The following is a 9,416-nucleotide window of genomic DNA, read 5'->3' as shown; positions in this document are numbered from 1 at the left end:
TTGCGTGCCGACTGGGCTGTTAGTCGGATTGATGCAATACGAAAGCCCGCCTTGGGTCAGCGTATTGATATCAACGCCCGATTTAACGTTGTAGCCGCCAATACCAAACGACGCCATAGCGTCGCTGACCACCTTACCGATCTCGCTCAGCGTGCCGCGCTTATTGATGAAATAGTTCGTGGTAGACGCTTGCAGCTCCACCCATTCGCCAACTTGCAGGGGCGCCGAGTTTACGGTGTTGTTTTTCTCGACAATTTTCCCATTCGCGGGAGCATTGATGTTGACGACGCCCGAACTTACATTACGGATAACGTAGGTTCCTCCCGACCCCGCATCTGCGGCCGCTGGCAGTGAGACTGTAACCGGTGCAGTCACATTGAAGGCGTAACCCGTCTGCGACCCTAGCAGCGTGATATTCGCACCAACGCCGACCACGTTACCGCCGTAGTTGCGTTTGTAAGCGTTGATGCCCTGCAGCAGCGCCGCCATGGTGGCAAGCTGCGTGTTGTTAGTACCTAAAGGCGCCGTAGGCGCAGTAGGAGTGCCTGTGAATGCTGGCGAGGCGATAGGCGATTTAAGTGCCACGATGTCGGACAATAAATTGAGGGCGTTAACGGATGCGATTTCCGTCCACGGCTCGAAACCACTCGCATCACTGCTGTCGTCCGTGCGCACGTATAGCCTGGCACCACCGGGAACCGCAAACTGTGTACGCTGCCCTACCGATTCGATCTGAAAGCCAATCGCATCGTAGACACCTGAAACAATCGCTCCAATGGCCTTATCACCAAAGCCAAAAAAGCAAGTGCCGCGCAATGTATTCAGATCATCGACGAACATCGACCTACCTGAAGCCAAGCCGAACGACGCCAGTGCTTGCAGCAAAGCCTTCATAGTGGCCAGTTGGTCGGTGTTGGTGCCGACTTGCGCGGTTGGCGCCTCCGGGGTGCCGGTCAACTTTGGCGATGCCAAGTTCGCTTTTTTCGCCAACTCGTTGACCATAGTAGTGGCAAAGTTCGGATCATTGCCGATAGCCATCGCCAGCTCTTTCAGCGTGTCCAAAGCCGCAGGCGAAGAATCCACCAGACCGGCCACAGCACTGGCCACCGCCGTAGCAATCGCCGAAGTAGTTTCAGCGCGAGAGAAGGTTTCGGACTTGGTATAAACATCTGTGATGCCATATCCCGCGACCGTAGTCGGGTTGGTCGCCGCCACCACGCGGCCGTACTTGTCGACCTGCACGCTGCGGTAAGTGCCGGCCGCCACGCCACTACGACCGAACGCCATTTCGAACGACAGCGCCGTAACCCCCAGGGTAATCGGCGCATCGGTGACCAACTGCCATGCACTGTCGCTGTTGACCGTGCCCTTCTCCACCAAAACCAGCAGGCCGGGGGTGACCTTGGCACTGCTGTTGGCATCGTCGCAACGGCTCCAGGCAGCGCCCGGCACTACCGTATAAAGGCCGTTATCCCGGGCTGTGGTCTGATTTTTCACCAGCACTCGAGCACCGGCCGTCAACGGCACGCCGTCGATGGTCTGTAGGCCGCTAAGGGCGATGTTGGCCGTAGTGGCCGCCAATACTGAGTGCTTGAAGTCCTGGCGCGCCAATTCCTCGGTAACCCATTCGCGGGTAGCCAGCACCACGCTGGGGTCAATCTTCAACTGCACATTAGCGGCGCTGCTGACCACCAGGCTCATGCGCAGCACTTGAGTGCGCCCTGAACCCTGCGAGAGCACGGGCTTGTAGGTCGGCGCGCAGTTGGCCACCGCCACCAGGTCGCCAGCTTCGTCGTACAGACCGATCTCGCGAATCCACTTACCGCCGATATCGGCTGGAATCACCTGCTCGGCAATGATGATCGAAGCGTCTTTATCGTCGACCTTGAGCTGATTGAGCGGCGCCCGGCGCCACTCGTTGATCAATCGGGTTTGTGTGGCATCAGGGGTAGGGTCGGCGCCGTTGGCGTCACCCACGCCCATGTGTGTGATTTTCCAAGCAATGCCCAAGGCATCAGCATTGGCTTGCTTGGCCGCGCCCACATTCGTGAGGATCGCGTAGAACTGGGAGTTCTGGTCAACCATGTGCAATTTCCAGTGTGTCGATTGTTGTCTCACGGCCACCGCGCCCAATCACGCCAATGACCTCGATGTCTCGCTGCATGGGCGGATACACCTCGCAGATGTCGCCGTCGCTGATGTTCATACCCAGGTACACCTTTGCGATGGTTTCCAGGCTGATTTCCAGGCCGACCATATGCCGGCTCACCGGCCGTGCGTCGTCGAGCAATGCCGTCAGCTCGCGATAGGTGGCGTCGCTGATGCCGGAGTCCGATACGCCGACCTTGAGCGCGAAGGTTCCGGCGGCCCCTTGAGGCGACGTCCGCCACCACTCGACCACCTCGATCAGATAGCCGAACGGCTCAACCACGCGCCGCAGAGCGCCAATCGTTCCTTTGTGCTTATGGATATAGAACGACGATTTGATCACTGACCGCTTGACGTCATCAGTCCATCCTTCATCCCAGCGATCTACCGACCACGCCCACGCCAGCTGATACAGCAAGGCCGATGGGCAGGTGTCTGGGTTATAGAGCTGGCGCAGGCTGACCTTGAGGTCTTCATCGCCTGCTCTCTCAATGGCACCCTCCAACGCTGTGCGGTTGAGCGGCAATAGGCTCTGCATGTCAGCCACCTCGCTTCAACGTAAAGCCGCTGCACCAGGCTGCCTGGGCCTTGCTGGGCAGTATGTCGGCCCAGCCATTGAGCTCGACCCGGCTCACCCCGTCGATATGCAGCTGTGCATCGATACCTGAGCGTGCCACTTGTACGCCCAGCCGCCGGCGCGGGTTGATCCAGGCGGCCAGCCGGCGCTGGCACTCGGCCAGAATCGCCTCGTACTCCGGGCCGTTGTCCGCCAGGTAGAGCACGGCGTCTATGCGATAGGGCAGCACTTGAGCGCTGCGCACGTTGACCCGGTCGGCAACCGGGCGGATGTCGTCGTCGTTGAGGTAGGCCGCCACCTGTGCCAGCAACTCGGCGCTGGCCTGGCCGTTGCCCTCCAGGCTCAGTACGGTTACCTCCACCACGGCCGGCGACGGGCTTTCGGCGGTGGCGTCAGCCACCTGCCCCGATGCGTTGCGGGCATGCAGGATGTAACTGTTACGTGGCCCGGCGGTGGTCAGGCCTTCATAGACCAATTGGATTCGCTCACGCAGGGCATCGTCGGCCTCAAGTACCGCCTCCATGGGCGGGACGCTGGTCAGGTCCTGCGCTTGGATCACCAGGCGGTGCAGGCTGACGTTCGCAGCCAACTGGTCTAGGTCGCCACCCTGGGCGTAAGCCAACAACAGCGACTTTGCAGCATCGTTGATACGGGCCCGGTTGAGCAGCTTGCGATAGGCGCCCACCTCCAGCAGCTTGGTGACTGGATCACTCTCCAGATTGGCGTTCCAGGCCTCGCCCAGGTAATCGCGAAAGGTCTCGAGGTCAGCCTGGTACAGCGCTTCGTAATCAAGGTCTTCAAGCAGCTGCGGCGCTGGCAGCTTGGACAGATCCACCTGACTCATACGCTCACCTCTACCAAAGCTTCATCACCCAGATAGCGGCCGCTCAAGGCCAGACTCACCTGACCATCGAGCACCGCCACCACCTTGACCCGCTGCAACTGCAAGCGCGGCTCCCAACGGCCCAAGGCGCGGGCCACTTCCGCTTGCACGGCGCTTTTCCAGCCCTCGTTGACCGGCAGGTCGACGAAACGCCGCAACTGGCTGCCGTACTCCGGACGCATACGCCGGCTGCCCTGCGGCGTGCTGAGGATGTCCTCGATGGACTGGCGCAGATGATCGATGCCGCTCAGTGGCTGGCCGGTGCGACGGTCCATGCCGATCACGGTGCACCGCCCTGTTCATGGCTATGCATGGCATTCTCCTGAGATGAAAAAAAGCCCGCATGAGCGGGCTCTATTCAATGTTTGTGGTTGGCTGTGTTGCCGGCGGTATCGATGATCCGCCCACCGCCGTTGATGTCGCCGCTGACCTGCAGCGGGCCGTCGACCGTGACCTTGCCTGTGAGATTGATCGTTGGGGCCTGTAGGCTGATCGCCACGTCGGTGACCAGCACGCTATTGGAGCCAACCTTGATACTCACGCTGCCGCCAGGCAGCTGAATGTCATAGTGGCTTGCCTGCCAGTCGTAGCTGAGGGATGCGCCATCGGCAAAGCGCCAGACCTCGACCTGTTCGCGGTTGTCCGGCGCATTGCCGGCATTGCCATACAGGCCGGGTAGAAAGGTGCCTTGGGCAGGCTCACCACTGGGGCTGAGCAGCACGCCCTGCTCCCCCAGGCTGGGCGCCCGCCAGTGCCGCGCCTGGCCGGCCGCCTGGGCATGCCAGCGCAACCAAGCGCTGGTCCAGCCGCTGCCGTCCGACACCCGCACCCGGGCAGCGGCAAGGTCTAGCGCCACTACCCGACAGGGAATGATCAGGCATGCCAGCATGCGGTCGTGCATGGCGCTGACGTAGCTCATGAAAGGTCCTCGGGTGCGATGTAATGCGCTTCATTACCCAGGCCGATCTCAGGCGCAAAACCCAACACGAGGCTGCCCGGAGGCTGGTCCGGCCAACTCCAGCGAGGCTCACCCAGCAGCACCGGCTGGTCCCAGCGCACGGTCCAGGCGCTGCCCTCGAACTGCGCCTGGACATTGCGGCTGGCTTCGACGAAATCCAGTGCCCAATGCTGCTGGCGCAGCAGATCCATCAACTGTGCGGCCAGCAGGCTGCCCTGAAGCCGCGCCTCGGGGTTGGCGCTGTCGGCGGTGATGTCCGCCTCGAAGGTGGCGATCAGCACCGAGCGGCCATCGCGCGGCGCTGCATCTGCCGTCATTTGCACGATGCCGTGGCGCAGCGCCGGTCTCTCCGGGGCATTTCCTACAGCGGTATAGGCATCTACCGACGCCAGCTCCGGCATCGCCTCACGAATAGTTGCTGTCACTGCCGCGTGCAAAGTGGTCAGTTCACTCATGCATATTCTCCTTATCGCTCGTCGGCTTGCGTGCTGTCGCGCAAGCCCAGGCGCCGGATCGCCCAGCGTTCATACAGCCGCATGGCGACATCGGCGCCGCCGACCGCAGTCATGCAGCCAAATGCACTGGCCGCCCAGATCGACAAGCCGCCGGCATACAGCAGCATTACCGTCGATACGCCGCAGACCATGCAGGCCCCGGAGCGCAGCGCCAGGCGTCGCAGCAGCGACCAACCGGTGGCGCCGGCCTTGTCTGCCCGCCACATTTCACCGCTCAGGCCGCCCAGCAATGCCAGGACGATCACCAGCCAGAGCGGCATCTCCAGCAACGCTTGTTGCTCGTTCGTCACTGTCCTGTCTCCTGTATGGATGCCCGCTGGCCGGGCCAGCAGACGGGTTTGTTGGGTATTGTTCAAACACTCGGCATTCCAAAAGGCCCGGCTCGCCAGGCCTTTGAGTAATGCGTTGGTTCAACCGCAGGCCACGACTGGTGACGCCATGCGGTTGCGCTTCAAATTGGTGTCTCCGACCGCGGCCGCCTGCCCGCCGGATAACTGTTCGTGGTGCTTTACGCTGCACACCCGGGCCAGTTGCCAACCCTCTGGACAGTTGAGGCCTGTCCATCGCTGCCTGTGTAACAACCGGTTTCTGTCCGGCTTGAGACACAGGTTATGCATCAACGCATATGCAGTCAATGCATTTTTTACTATTTTTATGCATTGGATTTTGCTCATGTGCATGCAGGCTATGCGCCGCCTGCCTTGTAGGGCTTTTCTGCGGACGAAAAAAAACCCGCCGTAGCGGGTTTTTATGGAGAAAGGCTGTTAGCGGGCGTACATGCCCCACCAGAACACATGGCCGAGCAGGCTGATCTGCTCATCCTGCATTTGCTGGAAGCTGTAGTCCTCGTCGGGGTGTTCGTCGCGGTTGAAACTACGCAGGCGGATGCCGGTAGGTAACCGATAGACCTGTTTCACTCGCAGTTGGCCGTTATGGTTGATGGCATAAAGATCGCCATCGATGATATCGCCGATAGAGCATTTGCCTGTATTGACTCCCACTGTCGCGCCATCGCGCAACACCGGCAGCATGCTATTACCCCGCACCGTCACGCATTTGGCATGGTCAAATTGCACACCGTTGTGGCGCAAGCTGCGTTTACCGAACCGCAGCCGCGCTCGCTCGCTTTCTTCGATGACGAATCTTCCTGATCCAGCTGCCAATTCGACCTCACGTAGGAAAGGTACAGACACCTCGTCGTCCTCGACGGGGGTTTCATCATCCCACAGGCTGATATCGCTGAGGTCCGCATGGCCGTGGGCGGGCAAGGTCGCCTCGCGGGTTTCGCCCAGCTCGGCGCGACCGCGCAGTTGTTCGGTGGTCACGCCGAAGTAGTCGGCAATTTTCGACACGTGCTTGTCTGAAGGATCGACTATTTTGCCAGCCAGGATACGCGACAGGGTCGATTGCGGGACGCCCGTGCGCCGGTACAGCTCTGTAGGGGACAGGCCGTGGCGGTCGAGCAATTGTCTGAGTACAGTGGCTACATTGCGTATTTGCATAGCGTGCATAATGCAGCCATGCGCGCATAAATGCAATGCACCTGGCCCGCCTGCATCTGCTTGAAAAAGCCTGTACCATTGCCGGTTTGAAAATCGCCAACCAGATCACCCGCTGTAAGGCCCTGAATGTCTGATCTTTCCGCACACACCCCAATGATGCAGCAGTACTGGAAGCTGAAAAATCAGCACCCGGACCAGCTGATGTTCTACCGCATGGGCGACTTCTACGAAATATTCTACGAAGATGCAAAGAAAGCCGCGAAACTGCTGGACATCACCCTGACCGCGCGCGGCCAGTCGGCCGGCCAGTCGATCCCCATGTGCGGCATCCCGTTCCACTCGCTGGAGGGCTACCTGGCCAAGCTGGTCAAGCTTGGGGAGTCGGTGGTGATCTGCGAGCAGATCGGCGACCCAGCCACCAGCAAGGGCCCGGTGGAACGCCAGGTGGTGCGCATCATCACCCCCGGCACGGTCAGTGACGAGGCCTTGCTCGACGAGCGCCGCGACAACCTGATCGCCGCCCTGCTCGGTGACGAACGCCTGTTCGGCCTGGCGGTGCTGGACATCACCAGTGGCAACTTCAGCGTGCAGGAGATCAAGGGCTGGGAAAACCTGCTGGCCGAACTCGAACGCCTGAACCCGGTCGAGTTGCTGATCCCGGACGACTGGCCACGCGACCTGCCCGCCGAAAAGCGCCCCGGCGCCCGTCGTCGCGCGCCGTGGGACTTCGATCGGGATTCGGCACGCAAGGCCCTGTGCCAGCAATTCGCGACCAAAGACCTGAAAGGTTTTGGCTGTGACAAGCTGACCCTGGCCATTGGCGCTGCCGGCTGTTTGCTGACCTACGCCAAGGAAACCCAGCGTACCGCCCTGCCGCACCTGCGCAGCCTGCGCCACGAGCGCCTGGACGATACGGTCATTCTGGACGGTGCCAGCCGCCGCAACCTGGAGCTGGATGTGAACCTGGCAGGTGGACGGGACAACACCCTGCAGTCGGTGATCGACCGTTGCCAGACGGCCATGGCCAGCCGCCTGCTGACCCGCTGGTTGAACCGCCCCCTGCGTGACCTCAAGGTGCTGCAGGCACGCCAGGATTCGATCCGTTGCCTGCTCGACGGTTACCGCTTCGAAAAGCTGCAACCTCAGCTTAAGGAAATCGGCGATATCGAGCGGATCCTCGCTCGTATCGGCCTGCGCAATGCCCGCCCGCGCGACCTGGCGCGCCTGCGCGATGCACTCGGCGCGCTGCCCGAATTGCAGAATGCCATGAGCGAGTTGGAGGCACCGCACCTGGCGCGCCTGGCCGCGATCACCGGCACCTATCCGGAACTGGCCAGCCTGCTGGAGCGGGCGATCATCGACAACCCGCCAGCGGTGATTCGCGATGGCGGTGTACTCAAAGCCGGCTACGACAGCGAGCTGGACGAGCTGCTGGCAATCAGCGAGAACGCCGGCCAGTTCCTGATCGACCTCGAGGCCCGTGAAAAGGCCCGCACCGGCCTTGCCAACCTCAAGGTCGGCTACAACCGCGTGCATGGCTACTTCATCGAGCTGCCGACCAAGCAGGCCGAGCAGGCACCTGGCGACTACATCCGCCGCCAGACCCTCAAAGGCGCCGAGCGGTTCATCACACCCGAGCTCAAGGCCTTCGAGGACAAGGCGCTGTCGGCAAAGAGCCGCGCCCTGGCGCGCGAGAAGATGCTCTATGACGCGCTGCTGGAAACCCTCATCAGTCACCTGGCGCCGCTGCAGGACAGCGCCGCTGCGCTGGCCGAGATCGACGTGCTGAGCAACCTTGCCGAACGTGCGCTGAACCTCGACCTGAACTGCCCACGCTTCACCGACGAGCCCTGCCTGCGCATCGAGCAGGGCCGCCACCCTGTGGTCGAGCAGGTGCTGACCACACCGTTTGTGGCCAACGACCTAGGGCTGGACGACAGCACGCGCATGCTGATCATCACCGGCCCCAACATGGGCGGTAAGTCCACTTACATGCGCCAGACCGCACTGATCGTACTGATGGCGCACATCGGCAGCTTCGTGCCAGCAGCCAGCTGCGAGCTGTCGCTGGTCGATCGCATCTTCACCCGCATCGGCTCCAGCGACGACCTGGCCGGAGGGCGCTCGACCTTCATGGTCGAGATGAGCGAAACCGCCAACATCCTGCATAACGCCACCGACCGTAGCCTGGTACTGATGGACGAAGTCGGCCGCGGCACCAGCACCTTCGACGGCCTATCGTTGGCCTGGGCCGCCGCCGAGCGCCTGGCCCAACTGCGTGCTTATACCTTGTTCGCCACCCACTACTTCGAGCTGACCGTGCTGCCGGAGAGTGAACCGCTGGTGGCCAACGTGCACCTGAACGCTACCGAGCACAACGAGCGTATCGTTTTCCTGCACCATGTGCTGCCTGGCCCGGCCAGCCAGAGCTACGGCCTGGCCGTGGCGCAGCTGGCTGGGGTGCCTGCGCCAGTGATCCTGCGCGCACGTGAGCACCTGGGCCGGCTGGAAACCACCAGCCTGCCCCATGAAACACCGGTCACGAAAAAGGCCAAGGACGAGCCGCACGTTCCGCACCAGAGCGACCTGTTCGCCAGCCTGCCACACCCGGCCATCGAGAAGCTGGGCAAGCTGGACTTGGATGACATGACCCCGCGTCAAGCTATCGAAACGCTATATCAACTAAAGAACCTGTTATAACGGCGCCCACTACAAGCTGGTAGAATCCGCCGCGGTTTGCTGGTGCTGCAGGTTATTAGCCTGGCCTGCAGCCATATGCCCGCAAACCGCGCGGCCCCGAGAGGAAGGGCCGCCGCCGTCGCCTGAGGAGAGA

Annotated in this window: 8 protein-coding genes and 1 pseudogene; 1 reads left to right on the top strand and 8 read right to left on the bottom strand. The window is 61.7% G+C overall.

The window, feature by feature from the left end; translation table 11 throughout:
* Nucleotides 1–1,287: 1,287 nt before the first annotated feature.
* The 8 genes and pseudogenes from ACK59H_RS18020 to ACK59H_RS17985 form a co-directional block, all read right to left on the bottom strand.
* Nucleotides 1,288–2,085, bottom strand: a pseudogene (locus ACK59H_RS18020) (phage tail protein); the annotation flags it as partial.
* Nucleotides 2,078–2,686 carry a phage tail protein I gene (locus ACK59H_RS18015; protein WP_060479498.1) on the bottom strand — a complete coding sequence of 203 codons (609 nt, stop codon included), beginning with the start codon at nucleotides 2,684–2,686 and terminating at the stop codon, nucleotides 2,078–2,080. The gene ACK59H_RS18015 and the pseudogene ACK59H_RS18020, both read right to left, overlap by 8 nt.
* A 1-nt stretch (nucleotide 2,687) precedes the next feature.
* Nucleotides 2,688–3,569, bottom strand: coding sequence for a baseplate J/gp47 family protein (locus ACK59H_RS18010; RefSeq protein WP_060479499.1), 882 nt, complete (start codon nucleotides 3,567–3,569; stop codon nucleotides 2,688–2,690).
* Nucleotides 3,566–3,892 (bottom strand): GPW/gp25 family protein, encoded by a 327-nt coding sequence (locus ACK59H_RS18005; protein WP_060479500.1) that lies wholly within the window; start codon nucleotides 3,890–3,892, stop codon nucleotides 3,566–3,568. Before ACK59H_RS18005 ends, ACK59H_RS18010 begins: the two co-directional genes overlap by 4 nt.
* Nucleotides 3,893–3,966: 74 nt before the next feature.
* The gene (locus ACK59H_RS18000) at nucleotides 3,967–4,527 is read right to left on the bottom strand and encodes a phage baseplate assembly protein V (RefSeq protein WP_060479501.1); all 561 of its coding nucleotides are present in this window, start codon (nucleotides 4,525–4,527) and stop codon (nucleotides 3,967–3,969) included.
* Nucleotides 4,524–5,021 (bottom strand): hypothetical protein, encoded by a 498-nt coding sequence (locus ACK59H_RS17995; RefSeq protein WP_060479502.1) that lies wholly within the window; start codon nucleotides 5,019–5,021, stop codon nucleotides 4,524–4,526. The genes ACK59H_RS18000 and ACK59H_RS17995 overlap by 4 nt, the downstream gene beginning before the upstream one ends.
* 11 nt (nucleotides 5,022–5,032) lie before the next feature.
* The gene (locus tag ACK59H_RS17990; RefSeq protein WP_060479503.1) at nucleotides 5,033–5,371 is read right to left on the bottom strand and encodes a phage holin family protein; all 339 of its coding nucleotides are present in this window, start codon (nucleotides 5,369–5,371) and stop codon (nucleotides 5,033–5,035) included.
* A gap of 474 nt (nucleotides 5,372–5,845) precedes the next feature.
* On the bottom strand, nucleotides 5,846–6,583 hold the full coding sequence (locus tag ACK59H_RS17985; protein ID WP_060479509.1) for a S24 family peptidase: 738 nt from the start codon (nucleotides 6,581–6,583) through the stop codon (nucleotides 5,846–5,848).
* A 126-nt stretch (nucleotides 6,584–6,709) separates the two neighbouring features.
* Between ACK59H_RS17985 and mutS the strand changes: the two genes are divergently transcribed.
* Nucleotides 6,710–9,283 (top strand): DNA mismatch repair protein MutS, encoded by a 2,574-nt coding sequence (gene mutS, locus ACK59H_RS17980; protein ID WP_060479504.1) that lies wholly within the window; start codon nucleotides 6,710–6,712, stop codon nucleotides 9,281–9,283.
* The last annotated feature ends 133 nt before the right edge of the window (nucleotides 9,284–9,416 follow it).

The sequence above is a fragment of the Pseudomonas sp. KCJK9000 genome, assembly GCF_046230725.1.
GTDB lineage: Bacteria > Pseudomonadota > Gammaproteobacteria > Pseudomonadales > Pseudomonadaceae > Aquipseudomonas > Aquipseudomonas promysalinigenes.
Note: the sequence above shows the minus strand (reverse complement) of the source record. Positions and strands in the feature narration are given on the sequence as shown.

Excerpts from the sequence above, each read along its gene's own strand:
- ACK59H_RS18015 (WP_060479498.1), bottom strand. The coding sequence starts at position 2,686 with ATGCAGAGCCTATTGCCGCTCAACCGCACAGCGTTGGAGGGTGCCATT.
- ACK59H_RS18010 (WP_060479499.1), bottom strand. The coding sequence starts at position 3,569 with ATGAGTCAGGTGGATCTGTCCAAGCTGCCAGCGCCGCAGCTGCTTGAA.
- ACK59H_RS18000 (WP_060479501.1), bottom strand. The coding sequence starts at position 4,527 with ATGAGCTACGTCAGCGCCATGCACGACCGCATGCTGGCATGCCTGATC.
- ACK59H_RS17995 (WP_060479502.1), bottom strand. The coding sequence starts at position 5,021 with ATGAGTGAACTGACCACTTTGCACGCGGCAGTGACAGCAACTATTCGT.
- ACK59H_RS17985 (WP_060479509.1), bottom strand. The coding sequence starts at position 6,583 with ATGCAAATACGCAATGTAGCCACTGTACTCAGACAATTGCTCGACCGC.
- mutS (WP_060479504.1), top strand. The coding sequence starts at position 6,710 with ATGTCTGATCTTTCCGCACACACCCCAATGATGCAGCAGTACTGGAAG.